Origin of the sequence: Streptomyces sp. NPDC006332, from assembly GCF_040612855.1 — a bacterium.
In the GTDB taxonomy this organism is placed as follows: Bacteria; Actinomycetota; Actinomycetes; order Streptomycetales; family Streptomycetaceae; genus Streptomyces.
In genome coordinates this window covers 186,622-205,730 of sequence record NZ_JBEXRA010000010.1, presented here as the reverse complement: position 1 = coordinate 205,730, position 19,109 = coordinate 186,622, and the positions used below count along the sequence as shown (strand labels likewise).

Below are 19,109 nucleotides of genomic sequence, written 5' to 3'. Positions count from 1 at the left end.
CGAGAGAACTGACGGTCGGGTTCCTGGCTTTGATACCTATGGTGAGCAGGAGCAGTCACACACGATCCGCGCCCCACCCCACTTTTGTGGATCCGGCGCGATGGGTAAGGTTAGGTTAGCCTTATTGATCTCGACGGGAGGTGAGTCCGCGTGTACGTCTGCCACTGCTTCGGGGTGACCGAGGCGCAGGTCCAGCGGCACGCGGAGGACGGCGCCAGCACCCCCCGCCAGATCGCCTCCGCCTGCAAGGCGGGTACGGACTGCGGGTCCTGTGTCCGTCGGATCCAGGCCATCCTCGGTCGGCGGGCGTGTCCTCGTCATGAGCCTGCCTACCAGGGCGGGCCGGTGCTGGCCGAGTCCGAGGGCGCGAAGGAGCTCGAGGAAGCCGCCTAGGCCCGGTCGGTTCAGCTCTCCGGCTGCTCGATCAGCTGGGCCAGGTAGAGCGCTTCGCCGAGCTTCTCCAGGAGTTCCAGCTGGGTGTCGAGGTAGTCGATGTGGTGCTCCTCGTCCGCCAGGATCGACTCGAAGATGTTGGCCGAGGTGATGTCGCCCTTCTCCCGCATCACCCTGATGCCACGCCTGAGCCGGTCGATCGCCTCGACCTCGACCTGACGGTCGGCCTCGAACATCTCCTGGGCCGTCTGCCCCACGCGCACATGGAAGAGGCGCTGGTAGTTCGGCAGCCCCTCCAGGAAGAGGATCCGGTCGGTGAGCACCTCCGCGTGCTTCATCTCGTCGAAGGACTCACTTCGCGTGTACTTCGCGAGCTTGGTCCAGCCGAAGTTCTCCTGCATCTTCGCGTGCAGGAAGTACTGGTTGATCGCGGTGAGCTCGGCGGTCAGCTGCTCGTTGAGGAATTCGATGACCTCGGGGTCGCCCTGCATCGCAGAGGCTCCTTCCGACCGGGGGGAACTGGCGGGTTGCGCCGCATGATTCCACCCGCTACGAAGATCGTCCAGTAAGTCTTCACTTAGTAAGTAAGGGCACACTTAGTTCTAATTGCCCGATTTGGATGGGGGTTGGTCATGTGCACTGCCCCGGGTCTGTCAGGATGGACACATGGGTCAGCCGGTGGAACGCGAGTCGGGAGAGCGCGATTCTGGACCAGCCGCACACTCCGATCTTCCGCCGGGGCAGCGGGTCCAGCGCGGCTGGCCGGTCACGCACTACGGCCCGGTCCCCAAGTTCCGGCCCGAGCGCTGGGAGTTCCGGGTCTTCGGCGCCACCGCGGACGGTGAGAAGCACTGCTGGACCCACGAGGAGTTCACCGCCCTCCCGTACGCCAGCGTCACGGGTGACCTGCACTGCGTCACGAAGTTCAGCATGCTCGGCGCCGAATGGGGCGGCGTCCCCGCCCGGACCGTCCTGGACCTCGCCCCGCCCGCGTCCACCGTCACCCATGTGATGGTGTGGGCCGAGTACGGCTTCAGCTCCAACCTCCGCCTGGCGGACTTCGCGGACGAACGCGCGATCTTCGCCACCCACAAGGACGGCGAACTGCTGACGGCCGAACACGGCTTCCCGCTCCGCCTCGTCGTCCCCCACCTGTACGCGTGGAAGGGCCCCAAATGGGTCCGCGGCGTCGAGTACATGACCGCCGACCGCCGCGGCTTCTGGGAGGAGCGCGGCTACCACAACGTCGGCGACCCCTGGAAGGAACAGCGCTACTCCTACCAGGAGGTGCCGGGGGACGGCCCCGAGCTCTGAACCACCGGGTGCCCGCGCACCGGCGGGCTCAGCGCCCCTCACCCTCGCGCGGACCGACCGTCTCGGCCTCCCGCAGCTTCTTCAGCCGCTCCACGTCCGCCGCGTGCCCCTCCTTGCCGCCGGGCGTCTCGATGATCAGCGGTACGCCCTCGGTGGCCGGGTGGGTCATCAGCGCGCGGAACGGGTCCTCGCCGATGTGGCCGGAGCCGATGTTCTCGTGCCGGTCCTTGTGGGCGCCGACCACGTCCTTGGAGTCGTTGGCGTGGATCAGCTTCAGCCGGCCCTCGCCGACCGTGTCCACCAGCAGGTCCAGTGTCTGGTGCATGCCGCTCGGCCCGGTCAGGTCGTGGCCGGCCGCGAAGATGTGGCAGGTGTCCAGGCACACGCCCAGCTTGGGATGGGCGTCCAGTGCCTCGAAGTACGGCCCGAAGTCCCAGGTCCGCGAGCACAGCGAGGCGCCCTGCCCGGCCGTCGACTCCAGCAGCAGGTACGGGTCGTCGTCGTGGGTGAGCTCGTCCAGCAGCGGCAGCAGATACCGCCGCACCTGCTTCAGCGCCACGGACCGGTCCCGGCCCCCGGTCGCGCTGCCGGTGTGCACGACCACGCCCAGCGCCCCGATGTCCCGCCCGCGCCGCAGGGAGTGCCGCAGCGACTCCACCGACCTCTCCGCGGTCGCCTCTGTGTGCGACCCGAAGTTGATCAGGTACGGGGCGTGCACGTACGCCGGGATCGACTCGGCCGCGCACGCCGCACGGAACGCCTCGTCCTGCCGGGGGTTCCCGACGGGCGTGGCCCAGCCGCGCGGGTTGGCGACGAAGACCTGCACGGTCTCCGCCCCGAGGTCACGGGCGTACGACAGGCCTACCGAGTGGAGACCGCCCGCCACCGGGACATGACCGCCGACGGGGTTGCGCACCGTACCGGCCGTTTCGGGGCCGGTGCCGGCCTGTTGACTCTTCACCCACCCAGGGTGTCACGCGGCCGGGTGCGCCCGGTCAGCGGATCGTGATCGTGATCGTCGACCCCTTGGGCGCGCTCTCGCCGCCCTCGACGGACTGCTTCTTGACGGTGTCGCCGAAGAGCCCGAGCAGCCCGCGGTCCTCGTCGACCTCGAAGCCGGCGGCTTCCAGCTCGCTCCGCGCGTCATCGACGCTGTCACCGACCACGTCCGGGACCTCGACCATCACCGGGCCCTTGGACAGCGTCAGCGTCACGGTGTCGCCCTCGGCGGCGGTGGCGCCGTCCCGCGGTGTCTGCCGGGCGACCTGCCCCTTGTCGTAGTCGGAGGAGTTGACCTCCTCGGCGGAGACCTCCACCTTCAGGCCCGCCTCCTGGAGGTCCGCCCTCGCGTCCTGGAGGGACTCGCCGGTGACGTCCGGGATGTCGATCGGGCTGCCCTTGCTGACGGTGAGCGCGATCGCCGAACCGGCGCGCCGCTCGGTGCCGGCCCCCGGCTCCGTGGAGATGACGAAGCCCCGCTCCACCTCGTCGCTGAACTCCCGGGTGACCATGCCCGGCTGCAGCCCGTCCCCCTTCAGCACGGACCTGGCCTTGTCCAGCCGGTAGTCCGCCACGTCGGGCACCTTCACGGTCTCGGGACCGTCGGAGATGACGAGCCGCACCGAGTCGTTGTCCCGGATCCGGGCGCCCGGCTCCGGGTCGGTGCTCACGACCGTGCCCCGCTTCACGGTGTCGCTGTACGCGTGGTCGACCTTGCCGACGTCCAGCCCGGCCGCCTTCAGCCGGTCCCGGGCCTGGGTCTCGGTCTTCTCCAGCACCGTCGGGACCTTGGTGAACTGACCGGAGTTGATGTACCAGACGCCCGCGCCGACCCCGAGGACCAGCAGGACCGCCGCGATGATCGCGACCAGTCGGCGCGGCGGGCGGGAACGGCCCCGCGGGGGCAGCGGCGGCCCGGACTCCAGGCGGCTGGTGCGCTGGAACCCGGCCTGGGCGTCGTCGTCCTCGTTGACCGGCAGCGGGCGCGGCACGGCCAGCGAGCGCGGGATCACGCTCGTCCGGTCCTCGGCGCCGTCGTGCGCCCCCGAGAGCGCCTGCGGCGGCACGGCGTCCAGCTGCTCCGCGCCGAGCGCGGCACGTGCCTGGCGCGCCTGCGCGAGCAGCGCGACCGCGTCGTACGGGCGGATGTCCGGATTACGGGCCGTCGCGGAGGCGACCAGCTCGTCGAGTTCGTAGGCCAGCCCCGGCACGAGGGCCGAGGGCGGCGGCACGTCCTCGTGGAGGTGCTTGTAGAGCACGATCGCGGGGGAGTCCCCGTCGTGCGGCTTCTCGCCGGTGAGCATCTCGTACAGGACGACACCGCACGCGTACACGTCGACGCGGGGATCGGCGGCGCCCGGCTGCTCGATCTGCTCGGGGGCGAGGTACGACACCGTGCCGAGCACGGCCCCGGTGGTGCTGGTGACGGTGTCCACGGACCGCACCAGCCCGAAGTCGGCGACCTTGACCCGACCGTCGTCCCCTATCAGGACGTTCTCCGGCTTCATGTCCCGGTGCACGAACCCCGCGCGGTGCGCGGCGCCGAGCGCGGCCAGCACCGGCTCCAGGATGTCGAGCGCGGCCCTCGGCTGCAGCGCCCCGCGGTCACGCAGCACGTCGCGCAGGGTGCAGCCGGCGACGTACTCCATCGCGAGGTAGACGTACGACCCCTCGGTGCCCTGGTCGAAGACCTGCACCACGTTCGGGTGCGCGAGCCGGGCCACCGACTTGGCCTCCCGGATGAACCGCTCGACGAACGCCCCGTCAGCGGCCAGCGCCGGATGCATCACCTTGAGTGCGAGAACCCGGTCCAGGCGGGTGTCCAGGGCCCGGTAGACCGTGGCCATCCCACCGACCGCGATCCGCGCGTCGACGCGATAGCGGCCGTCGAGCACCTGCCCGACCAGAGGGTCCTGAAGGGTCGTATCCACGCGGGTGAGTCTACGAGCCGTGACTGACACGCACCCGGTTCGGCCGGGATCGAGGCGGTACTGCAGCGGACCTGTGACGCAACCCACCACGTCACAGCGGCCATCGGGGGCACCAGCGGTGAGGTTCCCACGGCCGCGCTCCGCTCAGAACGCCGGCCGCTCCGGATCCAGCGCCGCCAGGCCGGTCGTCGGAGACGACGCCTCAGCGAAGTGCCGCCGCGGAATCCGGCCCGCCAACCGCGCCAGCCTGCCCGCCTCGACGGCGTGCCGCATGGCATCGGCCATCAGCACCGGCTCCTGAGCCCGGGTCACGGCCGAGGCGAGCATCACACCCGCACACCCCAGCTCCATCGCCAGCGCCGCGTCCGAGGCGGTACCGGCCCCCGCGTCCAGGATCACCGGCACCCCCGCGTGCTCGACGATCAGCTGGAAGTTGTGCGGGTTGCGAATGCCCAGCCCGGATCCGATGGGCGACCCGAGCGGCATGATCGCCGCGCACCCGACGTCCTCCAGCTTGCGCGCCAGCACCGGATCGTCGTTGGTGTACGGCAGCACCGTGAACCCGTCGTCGACCAGCGTCTCGGCGGCGTCCAGCAACTCGATCGGATCCGGCAGCAGGGTCCGCTCGTCCGCGATGACCTCCAGCTTGACCAGGTCCGTCCCGAGCGCCTCCCGCGCCAGCCGAGCCGTCAGCACCGCCTCACCGGCCGTGAAACAGCCCGCGGTGTTCGGCAGCACCCGGATGCCGAGCTTCTCCAGCACCGACAGCACCGAGCCGTGCACGCCCGGATCGACCCGGCGCATCGCGACCGTCGTCAGCTCCGTCCCGGACGCGACCAGCGCCCGCTCCAGGACCTCCGGGCTGGGCGCGCCGCCCGTACCCATGATGAGACGGGACGTGAAGGACGTACCACCGAGGACAAAGGGGTCGTCGGCCATGGGTCAGCCTCCTTGGACGGCGGTGAGGACTTCGACGCGGTCTCCCTCGGCGAGGGACGTCGAGGACCATCGTGCGCGCGGGACGACGGTTTCGTTCAGGGCGGCGGCCACTCCGGAGGGGGCCACGGTGAGGGAGCGCACGAGCGTGTCCAGGGCGGTGCCCGGGGCGAGCTCGCGCGGCTCGCCGTTGACCGAGACGTTCATACCGGCAGCTCCGTTCGGACGGCGCTGAAGCGCTTGGGCGTGAAGGGGCGGGCCTCGTCCGGGAGTTCACCGGTGACGAGGGCGTGCGCCAGGACGTCGCCGGTGACCGGGGTGAGCAGCACGCCGTTGCGATAGTGCCCGGTGGCCAGCAGCAGCCCGTCCAGACCGGTCGGGCCGAGCAGCGGCGCGTTGTCGGGGGACCCGGGGCGCAACCCGGCCCGGGTCTCGGTGAGCGGCAGCTCGGTGATCCCGGGGACCAGCTCGTGGGCGTCCCGCAGCAGCTCGTACACACCGCCCGCGGTCACCGTGGTGTCCCAGCCCAGTTCCTCGCTGGTGGCGCCGACGACCAGCTCGCCGTTGCTTCTGGGCACCAGGTAGACCTGGCTGCCGCGGACCACGGCCCGCACCGTCCGGCTCAGGAACGGCGCGTACCGCTCGGGCATCGTCAGCCGCACCACCTGCCCCTTCACCGGCCGCACGGGCGGCAGGACGTCCGGGGGGACCCCCGCGAGGCGCCCGCTGAGGCTGCCGGCCGCCAGCACCACCTGTCCGGCGCCCAGCGTCACGCCCTCGCGCGTGACGACACCCCTCGCCCGCTCCCGTACCACCGACAGCCGTTCGGCCCAGGTGCGGTGGAAGGCGACCCCGGCCCGCTCGCACGCGGCCACCAGGGCGTCGGCCAGCCGCCGCGGATCGATCTGGTGGTCACCGTCGACGCGCAGCCCGCCGCGCACACCCGGCGCCAGCATCGGCTCCAGGCGGCGGCACTCCCGCCCCGACAGCCACTCGGAGTCCAGCCCCGACTGCCGTTGCAGGGCGTGCAGTTCGCGCAGGTGGGCGCGGTCGTCGGCGTCCAGCGCGACGGCGAGCGTGCCGCTGCGGCGGTAGCCGAGGTCGCGGCCGGTGAGGTCGGTGAGCTCGGCGGCGAAGTCCGGATAGCGGCGGGCCGACTCCAGGTTCAGGCCGAGCAGGGTCTGCTCGCCGTAGTGCAGTTCGGTGACGGCGGCCAGCATCCCGGCCGCCACCCGGGCGGCGCCGCCGCCCGGTTCGGGGTCCACCACGGCCGTGGCGAACCCGCGCTGCGCGGCTCGCCACGCGGTGACCAGGCCGATGATGCCGCCCCCGACGACCAGGACGTCCGAGGCGCCCGACCTGGCGTCGGAGGTGCCCGGGGTGTCTGACGGGACGTCTGAGGTGGCCGATGGATCTGGCGTACGCGACATGGGCGTCCAGCCCCTCCCTTCGCCGGCATGACCCGGATCAGGTTCGTACGGTCGGAGGCCGCCAGCCTCCCTCTCAGCCCGGTGCGTCCGGGCTCCCGCGAGTGCTTTACGTTGGCCACCCTAGCCCGACCTCGTCCCCCTCAGTAAGGGAGCCTTTGCCCGTGCCACGCCCGCCCGCCCCGCCCCGCAGATCTCTCGACGGACTCGTCCTGGCCCCCGTCGCCGACCAGGCCCCAGGTCAGGTGGGCACCCGCACCCGGTTCACGTACCACGAGAAGGACGGCGAGATCTGGGCCGAGTACGCGGGCGGGGACGTCGTCCGCGGCCACCTCGTGGGGACGCGGGAGGGCGACCGCCTGGACTTCCGGTACGTACAGCTCAAGCACGACGGGACGACGTCCTCGGGGCACTGTGTGTCGGCGGTCGTCGAGCTGCCCGACGGTCGCGTGCGGCTGGAGGAGAACTGGGAGTGGGAGTCGCAGACCGGTAGCGGAACGAGCGTTGTGGAGCAGCTCACGGAGCACACCCCCTGACTGACTGTTCGTCAGTTGTCTAAGGTGATCACGTGAGCGAGCAGACGCAGGACCAGGGAACCTCCGCGAACCGGCGGGTCGTCGTGGTGGGCGCGGGCATGGCCGGGGTGCAGACCGCGGTCGCCTTACGGGAACAGGGCTTCACCGGCACGGTGACCCTGATCGGCGCGGAGCCCCACCAGCCGTACGACCGCCCACCGCTGTCCAAGGCCGTGCTGCTCGGCAAGGCCGAGAGCACGGCCTTCGACGTCGACTTCGACGCTCTCGGCATCGAACTGCGGCTCGGACGCGAGGTGGTGGGCGTGCACCCCGGCGAGCACCGACTGGACACCGCCGAGGGGCCGGTGCCGTACGACGTCCTGGTCCTCGCGACCGGCGCCGAACCCATCCGGCTGCCGGGCGCCGAGGGCGTGCCCTCGGTCCACCTGCTGCGCACCCTGGACGACGCCGAGCGGTTGCGCCCGGTACTGGCCCGGCAGGACGACATCGTGGTCGTCGGCGCGGGCTGGATCGGCGCCGAGTTCGCCACGGCCGCCCGCGAGGCCGGCTGCGCGGTGACGGTCGTCGAGGCCGCGGACCGTCCGCTGGCCGGCGCGCTGCCCGCCGAGGTGGCCGCCCCGATGGCCTCCTGGTACGCCGACGCCGGCGCCGTTCTGCGCACCCACGCGCGCGTGGCGCGTGTCGAGCCCGGGGCGGTGCTCCTGGACGACGGCTCGCGGCTGCCGGCCGGCGCCGTGGTCGTCGGCATCGGCGCCCGCCCCGCCACGGCCTGGCTGTCCGGCTCCGGCATCACCCTCGGCGCCCACGGCGAGGTCGTCGCCGACGAGCGCCTGCGCACCTCCGAACCGGACGTCTACGCGGTCGGCGACTGCGCCTCCTTCCCCTCGGGGCGGTACGGCGAGCGCCTGCTGGTCCACCACTGGGACAACGCCCTGCAGGGGCCGCGCACCGTGGCCGCGAACATCGTCGGCGAGGCCACCGACGAGCCCCCGGCGCTCTACGACCCGGTCCCGTACTTCTGGTCCGAGCAGTTCGGGCGCTTCGTGCAGTACGCGGGCCACCACGCGTCCGCGGACACCACCCTGTGGCGCGGCGACCCGTCCGGCCCCGCCTGGTCGGTGTGCTGGCTGCGGGAGAACCGCCTGGTCGCCCTTCTGGCGGTGGGGCGCCCCCGGGACCTGGCGCAGGGACGGCGGCTGATCGAGGCGGGGGCGCTCATGGATCCCACGCTGCTGGCCGACTCGGCCAGGCCCCTGAAGGCGGCCACGGCGTAGGAGGGAACCGCGGATCTTGGCCCGGCCAGGATCTTCCCTTCCCTCCCAGGAGAAAACCGCAGGTCCGGCGCTCCTGACTTCCGACTGTCAGTGCGAGATGGCACGCTTGTCCCGTGACCGAGATTGACGCAAAGATCGATGCTCTCGTCCCCGCCTGGCTCACCCTCCCCGACATCGCAGAGATGCTCGATGTCGAGGTGACGCGTGTGCGGCAGCTGGTCAAGGAGGGCCAGCTCATCGCCGTACGCCGTGGTGAGAACCGCGCGCTGCACGTCCCCGCCGCCTTCATCGACGGGGCCGAGCAGAAGGTCGTCAAGGGCCTCACCGGCACCCTGACGCTCCTGCGGGACGACGGCTTCACCGACGAAGAGATGCTCGAGTGGCTCTTCACGCCCGACCCGAGCCTGCCCGGAACCCCCGCCGAGGCGCTGAGCGAGAATCGCGGCACGGAGGTGAAGCGCCGCGCCCAGGCGCTCGCCGTCTGATCCGAGCACGCCACCGATCCGAACATCGCCGACGTACGGGCCGTGGCTCGCGCAGCCACGGCCGCGGCCGACCACGGCCTTGGCCCGTACGCCATCCACCACCGGGGGGACCTCCGCATGCCCGACAGCACCGCCCGCGCCCGGCTCGCCGACGCCCGGCTGTACCTCTGCACGGACGCCCGTGAGCGACAGGGCGATCTCGCGGAGTTCCTGGACGCCGCCCTGGTCGGCGGGGTCGACATCGTGCAGCTGCGGGACAAGGGCATGGAGGCGGCCCAGGAGCTGGAGCACCTGAAGGTGTTCGCCGACGCCTGCGCCCGGCACGGCAGGCTCCTCGCCGTCAACGACCGGGCGGACGTCGCCCACGCCGCGGGCGCCGACGTCCTGCACCTCGGCCAGGGCGACCTTCCGGTCCCCGCCGCCCGCGCGATCCTCGGCGACGACGTCCTCATCGGCCGCTCGACGCACGCCGGGCCGGAGGCCGCCGCGGCCGCTGTCCAGGAGGGCGTGGACTACTTCTGTACCGGCCCGTGCTGGCCGACCCCCACCAAACCCGGCCGCCACGCCCCCGGTCTCGACCTGGTCCGCTACACCGCCTCACTCGGCACCGACCGGCCCTGGTTCGCCATCGGCGGCATCGACCTCGGCAACCTCGACGAGGTGCTGGAGGCGGGCGCCCGCAGGGTTGTGGTCGTCCGGGCGATCACGGAGGCGGACGACCCGGGAGCGGCGGCCGCCGAGTTCGCGAAGCGACTGCGCCAGGCCTCGTGAGGCCGCACGGCGACCATCCGATCAGCTTGTCCTACCTGTCCGTCCAATGGGTGGACAGTAAATAGACAAATCGGTCAAAAATCCGTGATCCGGTTGGGGGACCGCCGCACCCTGACTAACCTGCGGGTATGGCCCTCGGCACCGCATCCACCAGGTCGGACCACGCACGCACCGTGCGTGACATGCTCGCGACCGGCAAGACGACGTACTCGTTCGAGTTCTACGCCCCGAAGACCCCGAAGGGCGAGCGGAACCTCTGGAACGCGCTGCGCCGGGTGGAGGCCGTGGCACCCGACTTCGTCTCCGTGACCTATGGAGCGGGCGGCTCCACCCGCGCGGGCACGGTCAAGGCGACCGAGGCGATCGCCTCCAACACCACGCTCACCCCGATCGCCCACCTCACCGCGGTCGACCACTCGGTGGCCGATCTGCGCAACATCATCGGGCAGTACGCGGACGCCAGCATCCGCAACATGCTGGCCCTGCGCGGCGACCCGCCCGGCGACCCGATGGGCGAGTGGGTGCCGCACCCGCACGGCCTCACCTACGCCGCCGAACTCGTCGAACTCATCAAGTCGTCCGGCGACTTCTGCGTCGGGGTCGCGGCCTTCCCCGCGATGCACCCGCGCTCCGCCGACTGGGACGTGGACGTCCGCAACTTCGTCGACAAGTGCCGCGCCGGCGCGGACTACGCGATCACGCAGATGTTCTTCCAGCCGGAGGACTACCTGCGACTGCGTGACCGGGTCGCGGCCGCGGGCTGCGAGACCCCGATCATTCCCGAGGTCATGCCGATCGGCAGCGCGAAGACGCTGGCCCGGATCCCGTCCCTCACCAACGCGTCCTTCCCGCCCGCCCTGAAAGAGCGGATCCTCACAGTCAAAGACGATCCGGCGGCTGTACGCTCCATTGGTATCGAGTTCGCCACCGAGTTCTGTGCGCGGCTGCTGTCCGAGGGAGTGCCCGGACTGCACTTCATCACGCTCAACAACTCCACGGCGACGCTGGAGATCTACGAGAACCTGGGGCTGCACAACCCGCCGCAGGCCTAGACCGGTCGCACCGGCATACGACACACTGCGTAACGGCCACTGTGAGAGGGGCGTACATGGGCTGGACGGTCCTCTACATCGCGTTCGGCGTCGTCGCGCTGTGGCTGCTGGGCGAGGTGCTGCTGCAGTACAAGGCACGCCTGCGCTGGCGGCTGCTCGCCTTCGCCGGTTTTCTCGGCGTCGTGCTCGGCGTGCTGATCCCGTCGGTGGCCGTCATCGCACTCGGTGCGGTCGCCTTCGCGACCGGCCAGACCTACGTCACCCTCTCCTTCCGTCGCGGCTTCGCGTCCGGCTGGGCGGTCAGCCGCCCGGGCGCCGACGTCAGCAAGCGGCGCCGCGGCAAGGACGACGACCGTCCGGATCCGGCCCTGGGGGTCACCGACGTCCAGGCGGCCGACGCCGACTACGGGCAGGACGCCGACTTCGGCCGGCACACCGGTGCCTACGGCGACGACGAGTACGACCGTGACGACGTGTTCACGCCCGCCCGCCCCGTCGGCCCGACGGCCGCCGAGACCACCTCCGTGTACGAGCCGCAGCCGATGCCCGACGAAACCGGCTCGTACGGCATATACGGCTCCGGGTACGCCGCCGCCGACGGAACCTACGCCGCCGCCGGGCAGCAGACCCAGGACCAGTACGCGACGGCGGCCGCCGACCAGTCGTACTCCTACGACGGCTACACCGGCTACGACCAGCAGCAGTACGGCTACGACGCATCCGGACAGCAGCAGTACGCCGCCTACTCCGACCCGTACATCGGCACCCAGACCTACGACGGCGCCGGGTACGACGCCTCCTACGGCGGCCAGCAGCAGTACGGGCAACAGGGCTACAGCCAGGACCAGTACGCCACCGGTGGCTACGGCGAGACCCCGGCGGGCGGGGTGTGGGTGCCGCAACAGCGCAGCACCGACGACCCGTACGGAGACTTCCCGCAGGAGCAGCAGCAGTACGGCCAGCAGGGCCACGAGCAGAACCAGGGCCAAGGGTTCGACGAGCAGTACCGCTTCTGAGGCGTTCCTCAGGACGGTCGCGCGCGGTCACTGAGAGCCCCGGAACTCCGGTCCCTCCACGATCAGTCCGGCGACGAGCGCGCCCGACATTCCGGCGTGCGGGAGACCGCCGCCCGGATGTGACCAGCCGCCGACCGTGAACAGGCCTGGTATCGCCGTGCTGTTGGAGGGATGCAGCAGACGGCCGTCCCCCGCGGCGAGCGCCGGTGCGGGCACGGCGCCGCCCTCCGCCCCGGTCGCGTCCGCGATGTCGGCCGGGGTACGGACCTCGCGCCACAGCAGGCGCTCTCGCAGCTCCGGTACAACCTGCTCGGCGGCCCTCATCATGGCCTCGGTGTACGCGTCCACGACCTCGGGCTCGGGCCGCCCCGCCGGGACCACGGAGGTCAGCGTGACGGCCTCGTGCTCCGGGTCCGGGACGAGTTCGGGATCGTCCGGCCGCAGTACCGTCACCGTCGGACGCCAGGAAGCCGTGGGAGCCGCGGGAGCCGTGGCGAACAGCCCGTCCAACTCGCTCTCGCGGTGGGGCGCGTGCACCACGGTCCGGTGCGCCGCCTCCTTCGGACGCCCGCCGCGCAGGGCCAGCAGCACCGTCATCCGGCTCGGCAGCCCGCGCTGCGGCGGCACCTCGTCCGCGCCCCGCGCCGCCGCGTGGCCGACGACGCGGCTCAGCACCTCCGGCGCGACGCCGGCGACCACGAACTCGGCCTCCGCCACCGCGCCGCCCGCGAGTTCCACTCCCGCCGCCCGGCCGTCCTTCTCCAGCACCCCGGTGACCTCGGCGCCGAAGACGAACTCGACCCTCCTGGCCACGCACCGCTCGTACACCGCGCGCGCCAACTCCCGTATGCCGCCGCGGACATACCAGGTACCGAAGGCGTGCTCCAGGTACGGCAGCACGGCCGCGCTCGCCGGGGCCACCCGCGGGTCGAGGCCGAACGCCAGGGCGTGGCTCTCCAGGAGGGCGATGAGACGGGGGTCGCGCAGTTCCCAAGCGCCGATCTCCGCGAGGGTCGTGGCCCTGCGGGTGCGCAGCAGGCGCTTGTGGGGGACCGCCGGATAGGGCTCGCGGTCGGCCAGCACCGACCAGTTCGGCCACAGCGGCTCCTCCAGGAGCGGCCGCCGGGTCCGGTCCCAGGCCTCCCGAGCCCGGACCAAAAAGTCGCCCCAACGCTGCCCGGCGCCCGACCCCAGCGCCTCGTCCAGCGCCGTGACGACGCCCGCGCGTGAGGCGTTGGGCACGGACAGCCGGGTGCCGTCCGCGAAGACGTGCCGTGCCGACGGGTCGACCTGGACCAGCTCGACGCAGGCCTCCAGTGGTTCCTTGCCGGTCTTGAGGAACAGGTCGCGGTAGACCGCGGGGAGGGGGAGGAGCCCCGGGCCCGTGTCGAAGGAGAAGCCGTCCCGCTCGAAGCGGCGCACCGCCCCGCCGTACGTCTCCGTACGCTCGTACACCACCACCCGGTGGCCCGCGACGGCCAGCCGGGCGGCGGCCGCCATCGCGCCCGTCCCGGCGCCGATCACCGCAATCCGTGCCATGAACGCGACTCTATCGGCCGCCACCGACATTCCTGTCACGAGCCTGTGACCAGCGATGTTCCCCGGCTCAGCGGGGCGGCTGCCAGGCCTCGCCCGCGAGCCGCCGCTCCTCGCGCCGCCGGGCCCTGCGGCGCAGGAACCGCCGGATCCTGGAGACCAGGAAGCAGAGCACGGCGAGTCCGGCGAGCAGCGCCACCCCCGCGATGATCGCCGCCGCCTGCGGATGGAACATCGCGAACGTGACGATCGCGCCGACCCCGAGATCCTCGGCGAGACTCACCACGATGTTGCTGAACGGCTCCGGGGAGGCGTTGACCGCCATCCTCGTGCCGGCCTTCACCGTGTGGCTGGCCAGCGCCGTCGAACCGCCGATCAGGCCCGCCGCCACATCGGACAGCGAACCGCTCTGCCCGGCCAGCAGCGCCCCGACCCACGCACCGGCCACCGGCCGGATCACGGTGTGCGCCGCGTCCCACGCCGAGTCGACGTACGGGATCTTGTCGGCGACCGCCTCGCACAGGAACAACAGGCCCGCCACGAGGAGCACCTCGGGGCGTTGCAGCGTCTGCGGGACGTCGTCGCTCAGTCCCGCCCGGCCGAACAGGCCGAGCAGTACCACCACCGCGTACGCGTTGACGCCGCTGGCCCAGCCGCTGGTGAAGACCAAGGGGAGTACGGACACGGACGCGATCGTATCCAGTCGGCGACACGGCGGCCTGGGGCTGAGTGCGCAGGTCTGAGTACGCGTACCTAGGGGGTGAGTTGAGTACCCGCGCGGATGGGGGCCGGCCTCGGTGAACGAGAGAGTGGAGGCACGGAAAAGGGGCGCGGCTCCGGCACCGGCGACACGGGGCGCCGGAACGGAGCCGGCCCCGGATCCGCTCCTTCCGCCGGCCGGTGTCGGCGGGAGCGAGGCACGGGGGACCCGGAAAGACGACCGAACGGGGGCCCAGCGGGGGCACGGGAAAAATCGGGGGAGCACGGGGGAGCACCAGGGAGCGCCGGTTCGAGGTGGCCCGCGGGGGACGCGGCCACATCGAACCGGCGTTCTCGTGTGCTCGGCGCAGGGGCGGCGGCCCTCCTCAGCGGCGTCCGCTCACCCGCCCCTGGAGCAGCCGGGACAGCGCCGCGTGCACGTCGTCCAGGGAGCGTTCCGGCTGGAACGCCTGCCAGTCCAGGGCGGCCACCAGCACCATGCCGACCAGGGCGGCGGCGGTGAGCTGCACATCGACCTCGTCGCTGAACTCGCCGTTGACCACGCCCTCGCGCAGGACGCCCTCGACGACCGCCACCGCCTCCTGGCGGACCACCATGAGGGTGGACTGCCAGGCGCGGTTGGTGCGCCACAACTCCGCCACGTACAGCTGGGTGAAGGCCGGGTAGCGCTGGATGAAGACGAGACCCGCGCGGACCATCGCGTCCAGGGCGTCCACCTTGCTGCCGCCGTCCTGCTCGGTCCGCTCGGCCGCCTCCCTCAGGGAGGCGGTGAGCAGGCCCACTCCGTGCCGCAGCAGCTCTTCGAAGAGGACCGACTTGCTCGCGAAGTTGTAGTACACCGTGCCCTTGGCGACCCCCGCGCGTTCGGCGATCTCGTCCACGGTGGTGGCGGAGAACCCCTGCTCGGCGATGAGCGTGACGGCCGCCTCGTAGAGCTTCTGCCGGGTGGCCTCGCGGCGTGTGCTGACACCCGGCGTGGTGCTGCTGCTTTCCATGGTCCTGATTCTCACAGGAGCCGGGACCCGAGGAGTGACCGAAGGACTCACAGGGTCAGCTCCGGGTGCAGTCGGTCGAGGGTCCAGACCTGACGCCGGCGGGCCGACAGGGCGGTCAGCGCCAGGGCTGCCGCGGTGAACGCCGTCAGAACGGCACACCCCTGCCACACCGGACCCAGCCCGCCGCCGGTGATGAGCCTGCGCAGGGCCTCCACGACGTAGCTCATCGGCAGGAAGGGGTGCAGGGCGTTGAAGAAGCCCGGGCTGGTCTGCACCGGATAGGTGCCGCCCGCGGACGTCAACTGGAGCATCAGCAGAGCCAGCACGAGGATCCGCCCCGCCGCCCCGAAGCGTGCGTTCAGCCACTGCACGATCGCCGCGAAACACGCCGTCACCAGGAACAGGAAGCCCACCGTGCCGGCCGCCCGGACCATCTCCAGGCCGACCGCCCAGTGCAGCACGGACATCAGGGCCACGGTCTGCAGCACGCCGATCGCCACCACCGGCAGCCAGCCCGCCAGCGCGATCCGCCAGGCCGGGGCGCCCGCGGCCAGGGCACGCCGGTTCATCGGCGTGATCAGCATGTACGCCACCATGGCGCCCACCCACAACGACAGCGGGATGAAGTACGGGGCGAAACCGGTGCCGTAGTTGGGCGCTTTGTGCAGGTCCCTGGAGACCAGCTGGACCGGGTCCGCCATCACGTCGGTGCGCCGGTCGCGGTCCCGCTTGTCGTAGTCGGGGATCTGCCCGGCTCCGTCATGCAGGCCGTCGGAGAGCTTCCCGGAGCCGTCGACGAGCTTGTACATGCCGCCGCTGAGGTCCTCGGCGCCGGTCCTGAGGGCGCCGACGCCCGAGTCCAGGTCCGACGCGCCGGTCTCGGCCGTGCCGAGCCCCTTGTGCAGCTCCTTCGCGCCGGCGGCGACCTTGCCGGCCCCCTCGTTCAGCTTGTTGATCTTCGATACGGCGTCATCGAGGTCCTCGGAGAGATGCGGCGCCCGGTCGGCGAGCGCCTGGGCCTGCTCCTGGAGGGTGCCGAGGTGGTCGTCGAGCTTCTTCAGGTCGCCGTGCTGGTCCGCGACCAGCGTGTTGAGGTCGTCGGCGACCCTCGCCACGTCGGCGGCGGCCTGGCGGGCCTTCTTCAGGTCGGCGCAGGCGGCGTCCGGCAGGACGGGGTCCTCGCAGCGTGTCCGGTAGATGCCGTCCAGGGTGTCGGAGGCCGAGTGCGCCCCCTTGGCGGCCGTCGGGGCCGTCTCGACCAGCCTGTCGAGGTTGTGCCGGATCGTCCCGGCGGAGTCGGCCACCAACTGGGCGGTGTCACCGATGGTCTTCTCGTTGTCGTCGAGGAAGGGGCGCACCGTGTCCGCGACCCCGTCGACCCGGTCGGCGAGGGTCCGGGTGCCCTCCGCGACCTTCCGTGAGCCGTCCTCCAGGTCGCCGGCGCCGGTGTTGAGCCGGGTCAGCCCCCCGGACAGCTTGCCGCTGCCCTTCTTGGCGTCCTTCAGGCCGTCGGCGAGGTCCTTGGAGCCCTTCTCCGCCTTGCCGATGCCGCCTTCCAGGTCGTCGGCCCCCTTCGCGGCCTTCACCGTCTCGCCGTGGATGTCCGAGAACGAGATGAAGATCCGGTCCAGGAAGGAGCGCGACGCCTTGGTGGAGGCGGCCGACCGCACCTCGCTGAACACCGTCCGCGAGATCTGCCCGACGATGTAGTTGTTCGCGTCGTTCGTGCGGACCTGGAGCGCACCCGTCTCGGGGGAGTCGCCCGAACTGGAGGCGATACGGCGGCTGAAGTCGGCCGGCATGGTCAGGGACAGGTAGTACCTGCCGTCCTCCACGCCCGCGCGTGCCTCGGCGGCGCTCACCTCGTGCCACTCGAAGGTGTCACTGTCGCGCAGGCCCTCGGTGATGTCCTCGCCGGCCCTGAGCTCCGTTCCGTCGGCCTTCGCGCCCCGGTCGTCGTTCACCAGGGCGACCGGGATGCGGTCGAGTCGACCGTACGGATCCCAGAAGGACCACAGGTACAGGGCGCCGTACAGCAGCGGCAGCACCAGCAACGCGACCAGCGCCGCGCGCGGCAGCCTCCCCCTGCCGAAGCGGCGCAACTCAAGCGCGGCCAGTTTCGGCGAGCGCATCCGCCTTCACCTCCGGGTCGTCGGACGTACGGGTGGACACCGTGACGGTGCCTTCGGGGGCCCGCGAGCACACCGCCAGGACGGTGGTCCCGGCCTCGGCGATCGACGTCAACAGGGCCCACACCTCGGCGCGTTCGGCCTCGGACAGCTTCAGGTCGACGTCGTCGACCCCGAGCAGTCCCGGCTGCCCGACGAGCGCCAGCGCTACCGACAGCCGTAGCGCCTCGACCCGCTCCAGATCGCGTACGGCGGTTCGGGCGCCCTTGGGCAGGCCCTCCAGGTCGAGTCCGGCCAGGGCGAGCGCCGTGTCGATGAGCGTCCTCGACTCGCTCGCCCGCTCCGCCCGCGGACGCAACAGCCCCCGCAACGACCCGCCGTAGCGCCGCTGCAGCAGCGCGCGCTCGTGCAGGTGCTCGCCGACGGTCAGGGCCGGTTCGAGGTCGGTGACTCCGTGGACGTGCGCGAGCGCGCTGACCCGGCGGACGGCCGCCGACTGCTTCGGCAGCCGGGCCGCTCCCGCGGCCGCCGTGCCCTCGGTTGCCCTCATGCGTCCGGTGAGGGCGAGCAAGAGGCTCGTGCGGCCGGAGCCCGAGGGGCCCTCGATCGCGAGCAGCGACCCGGGGTCCGCGTCGACGCCGACGCCTTGGAAGGCCCAACCGCGAGGGCCCCTGAGGCCGAAGCCCTCGGCTGTGACGCGGATGCCGCCCACAGTTCCCCCTGCTTCCGTTTTTGAACTGACTGGTCAGTGCAAAAGTAGCTCGAACCTCCGTTTGAAGCAAAAGCCCAGGTCGGAACGGATTGTCAGTGCCATACCGCACGATGGGCCCATACGGCATCCCGTATCAGGGCGTGCCGTCACACAGACGACAGGAGGTTCGTCATGGCCACCTCTCACGCAGCAGCCGCGCAGCGGCGCCGCGCCACCGGCCCTGCCCCCTCACTGGCCGGCCCGGCGAGCGACGTGCACCCTGTGCTGCGCCGGGCCACGGCCCCGCCCGCCGCCCTGGATCTGCTCGCCCAGGCCCGCGCCGGACTGGACGAGGCCACTGCCCTGGAAACGTCGAACGAGCGCTACGCGACAGCCCACCTCGCGGCCCTGCGTACCGCCGCGGCCGTGCTCGCCGCCCGGGGGCGCCCGGAGACCACGCCCCGACGCCGGGCCCGCATCCGCAGCGCCTGGGAGGTGCTCCCCGAAATAGCCCCCGAACTCACCGAGTGGAGCGCGCTGTTCGCCTCCGGGGCCCGGCGCCGCGCCCGGGCCGAGGCGGGCATCCAGGGCGCGGCCAGCCGCCGGGACGCCGACGACCTGATACGGGACGCGGCGATGTTCCTGCGCCTGGTCGAGCGCACGCTGGTGCTCCAGCCCGTCCTTCCGCAGCCCCGCCAGGACACGGACCAGCCGGCGGACCAGGACCGGGCCGACCGTGACTTCCCGGACGCCGGCTGATCCGAGGACCGCGCGCCGCCAGGTGTGACGGGAGGCAATAGGGTGGGGAAGGCCTGAAGCCTTCCTTCTCCCGTGCTCCGGGGCGGGAAGGCGCCCCGTTCGCTCCGCCGCGCAAGAGGCGGTGCCGCGCCGAGGAGTCAACTGC

20 protein-coding genes and 1 riboswitch are annotated in these 19,109 nt (G+C 71.9%); of the genes, 9 read left to right on the top strand and 11 right to left on the bottom strand.

The window, feature by feature from the left end; all coding sequences use genetic code 11:
- Positions 1-150 precede the first annotated feature (150 nt).
- Positions 151-393, top strand: a complete 243-nt coding sequence (locus ABZ027_RS12530; protein WP_356767240.1) for a (2Fe-2S)-binding protein — start codon at positions 151-153, stop codon at positions 391-393.
- An 11-nt stretch (positions 394-404) separates the two neighbouring features.
- On the opposite strand, the gene bfr is transcribed toward ABZ027_RS12530, so the two are convergent.
- The gene (gene bfr / locus ABZ027_RS12525; RefSeq protein WP_356767238.1) at positions 405-884 is read right to left on the bottom strand and encodes a bacterioferritin; all 480 of its coding nucleotides are present in this window, start codon (positions 882-884) and stop codon (positions 405-407) included.
- A gap of 175 nt (positions 885-1,059) precedes the next feature.
- Here bfr and ABZ027_RS12520 point away from each other — a divergent pair, with 175 nt between their 5' ends.
- On the top strand, positions 1,060-1,707 hold the full coding sequence (locus ABZ027_RS12520; protein WP_356767236.1) for a sulfite oxidase-like oxidoreductase: 648 nt from the start codon (positions 1,060-1,062) through the stop codon (positions 1,705-1,707).
- A 28-nt stretch (positions 1,708-1,735) separates the two neighbouring features.
- Here the strand turns inward: ABZ027_RS12520 and ABZ027_RS12515 are convergent, their stop codons facing one another.
- The 5 genes from ABZ027_RS12515 to thiO all read right to left on the bottom strand — a co-directional run bounded on the left by ABZ027_RS12515 (position 1,736) and on the right by thiO (position 7,003).
- Positions 1,736-2,668 carry a deoxyribonuclease IV gene (locus ABZ027_RS12515; protein ID WP_356767234.1) on the bottom strand — a complete coding sequence of 311 codons (933 nt, stop codon included), beginning with the start codon at positions 2,666-2,668 and terminating at the stop codon, positions 1,736-1,738.
- 34 nt (positions 2,669-2,702) lie between these two features.
- Entirely contained in the window at positions 2,703-4,637 is a 1,935-nt protein-coding gene (pknB, locus tag ABZ027_RS12510; protein ID WP_356767232.1) for a Stk1 family PASTA domain-containing Ser/Thr kinase, read from the bottom strand.
- Between the two features lie 144 nt (positions 4,638-4,781).
- Positions 4,782-5,576 carry a thiazole synthase gene (locus tag ABZ027_RS12505; RefSeq protein WP_356767230.1) on the bottom strand — a complete coding sequence of 265 codons (795 nt, stop codon included), beginning with the start codon at positions 5,574-5,576 and terminating at the stop codon, positions 4,782-4,784.
- Positions 5,577-5,579: 3 nt separating this feature from the next.
- The gene (gene thiS, locus ABZ027_RS12500; RefSeq protein WP_356767228.1) at positions 5,580-5,780 is read right to left on the bottom strand and encodes a sulfur carrier protein ThiS; all 201 of its coding nucleotides are present in this window, start codon (positions 5,778-5,780) and stop codon (positions 5,580-5,582) included.
- Positions 5,777-7,003: a glycine oxidase ThiO gene (thiO, locus tag ABZ027_RS12495; protein WP_356767226.1), complete on the bottom strand. Its 1,227-nt coding sequence runs from the start codon at positions 7,001-7,003 to the stop codon at positions 5,777-5,779. The genes thiS and thiO overlap by 4 nt, the downstream gene beginning before the upstream one ends.
- Positions 7,001-7,112: riboswitch (TPP riboswitch) on the bottom strand. Its footprint overlaps the gene before it by 3 nt.
- Positions 7,113-7,164: 52 nt before the next feature.
- Between thiO and ABZ027_RS12490 the strand changes: the two genes are divergently transcribed.
- From ABZ027_RS12490 to ABZ027_RS12465, 6 genes are all read left to right on the top strand, one after another.
- The gene (locus ABZ027_RS12490; protein WP_356767224.1) at positions 7,165-7,536 is read left to right on the top strand and encodes a hypothetical protein; all 372 of its coding nucleotides are present in this window, start codon (positions 7,165-7,167) and stop codon (positions 7,534-7,536) included.
- 32 nt (positions 7,537-7,568) lie between these two features.
- Positions 7,569-8,810 (top strand): FAD-dependent oxidoreductase, encoded by a 1,242-nt coding sequence (locus tag ABZ027_RS12485; RefSeq protein ID WP_356767222.1) that lies wholly within the window; start codon positions 7,569-7,571, stop codon positions 8,808-8,810.
- 113 nt (positions 8,811-8,923) lie between these two features.
- Positions 8,924-9,295: an Rv2175c family DNA-binding protein gene (locus ABZ027_RS12480; protein ID WP_356767220.1), complete on the top strand. Its 372-nt coding sequence runs from the start codon at positions 8,924-8,926 to the stop codon at positions 9,293-9,295.
- Positions 9,296-9,412: 117 nt separating this feature from the next.
- The gene (thiE, locus tag ABZ027_RS12475) at positions 9,413-10,066 is read left to right on the top strand and encodes a thiamine phosphate synthase (RefSeq protein ID WP_356767218.1); all 654 of its coding nucleotides are present in this window, start codon (positions 9,413-9,415) and stop codon (positions 10,064-10,066) included.
- Positions 10,067-10,194: 128 nt separating this feature from the next.
- Positions 10,195-11,118 carry a methylenetetrahydrofolate reductase [NAD(P)H] gene (gene metF, locus ABZ027_RS12470; RefSeq protein WP_356767216.1) on the top strand — a complete coding sequence of 308 codons (924 nt, stop codon included), beginning with the start codon at positions 10,195-10,197 and terminating at the stop codon, positions 11,116-11,118.
- Between the two features lie 56 nt (positions 11,119-11,174).
- Positions 11,175-12,134: a hypothetical protein gene (locus ABZ027_RS12465; protein ID WP_356767214.1), complete on the top strand. Its 960-nt coding sequence runs from the start codon at positions 11,175-11,177 to the stop codon at positions 12,132-12,134.
- Positions 12,135-12,161: 27 nt separating this feature from the next.
- On the opposite strand, the gene ABZ027_RS12460 is transcribed toward ABZ027_RS12465, so the two are convergent.
- The 5 genes from ABZ027_RS12460 to ABZ027_RS12440 all read right to left on the bottom strand — a co-directional run bounded on the left by ABZ027_RS12460 (position 12,162) and on the right by ABZ027_RS12440 (position 18,226).
- Positions 12,162-13,673 carry an NAD(P)/FAD-dependent oxidoreductase gene (locus ABZ027_RS12460; RefSeq protein ID WP_356767212.1) on the bottom strand — a complete coding sequence of 504 codons (1,512 nt, stop codon included), beginning with the start codon at positions 13,671-13,673 and terminating at the stop codon, positions 12,162-12,164.
- A gap of 67 nt (positions 13,674-13,740) precedes the next feature.
- A complete protein-coding gene (locus ABZ027_RS12455; RefSeq protein ID WP_356767210.1) occupies positions 13,741-14,355 on the bottom strand; it encodes a DUF4126 domain-containing protein in 615 nt (204 codons plus the stop codon).
- Positions 14,356-14,755: 400 nt separating this feature from the next.
- Positions 14,756-15,385: a TetR/AcrR family transcriptional regulator gene (locus ABZ027_RS12450; protein ID WP_356767208.1), complete on the bottom strand. Its 630-nt coding sequence runs from the start codon at positions 15,383-15,385 to the stop codon at positions 14,756-14,758.
- A gap of 47 nt (positions 15,386-15,432) precedes the next feature.
- Positions 15,433-17,517 (bottom strand): YhgE/Pip domain-containing protein, encoded by a 2,085-nt coding sequence (locus ABZ027_RS12445; protein WP_356767206.1) that lies wholly within the window; start codon positions 17,515-17,517, stop codon positions 15,433-15,435.
- Positions 17,489-18,226 (bottom strand): ATP-binding cassette domain-containing protein, encoded by a 738-nt coding sequence (locus ABZ027_RS12440; protein ID WP_356767204.1) that lies wholly within the window; start codon positions 18,224-18,226, stop codon positions 17,489-17,491. Before ABZ027_RS12440 ends, ABZ027_RS12445 begins: the two co-directional genes overlap by 29 nt.
- Before the next feature lie 171 nt (positions 18,227-18,397).
- Between ABZ027_RS12440 and ABZ027_RS12435 the strand changes: the two genes are divergently transcribed.
- Positions 18,398-18,964 (top strand): SAV_6107 family HEPN domain-containing protein, encoded by a 567-nt coding sequence (locus ABZ027_RS12435; RefSeq protein WP_356767202.1) that lies wholly within the window; start codon positions 18,398-18,400, stop codon positions 18,962-18,964.
- The last annotated feature ends 145 nt before the right edge of the window (positions 18,965-19,109 follow it).